This is a genomic window from Bartonella sp. AP36NXGY (genome assembly GCF_042195865.1).
GTDB lineage: Bacteria > Pseudomonadota > Alphaproteobacteria > Rhizobiales > Rhizobiaceae > Bartonella.
Window position 1 is genome coordinate 350 of the sequence record NZ_JBHIPD010000146.1, and the last position, 271, is coordinate 620.

The 271-nt window shown below is 52.0% G+C and carries 1 pseudogene; it reads left to right on the top strand.

The features are described 5' to 3' along the window. Positions 1–271: pseudogene (locus ACFINX_RS10365) on the top strand (hypothetical protein); the annotation flags it as partial.

Sequence of the window (271 nt, forward strand, 5' to 3'; positions counted from 1 at the left end):
GCTAGGATTATCGACGGCAGCGAAGCAAACAGCGGATGCAGCGAAACGGTTGGCAGATGATGCGAAAGAATTAGCTGATGGAGCGGCAGTCACGGTAGCACAAGCATTGACGACAGCGTCCAGAGCAGAGACGCGTGCGCATGAAGCGAAGACGACAGCGGATGATGCCAAGCGAGTAGCAGAAGAAGCCAAGGCAGGATTTGATAGAGCTTCAGGAGAAATAAGTGGTACGAAAGGTTCCTTGGCGACAGCATTGCAAAGTTTTACAGAG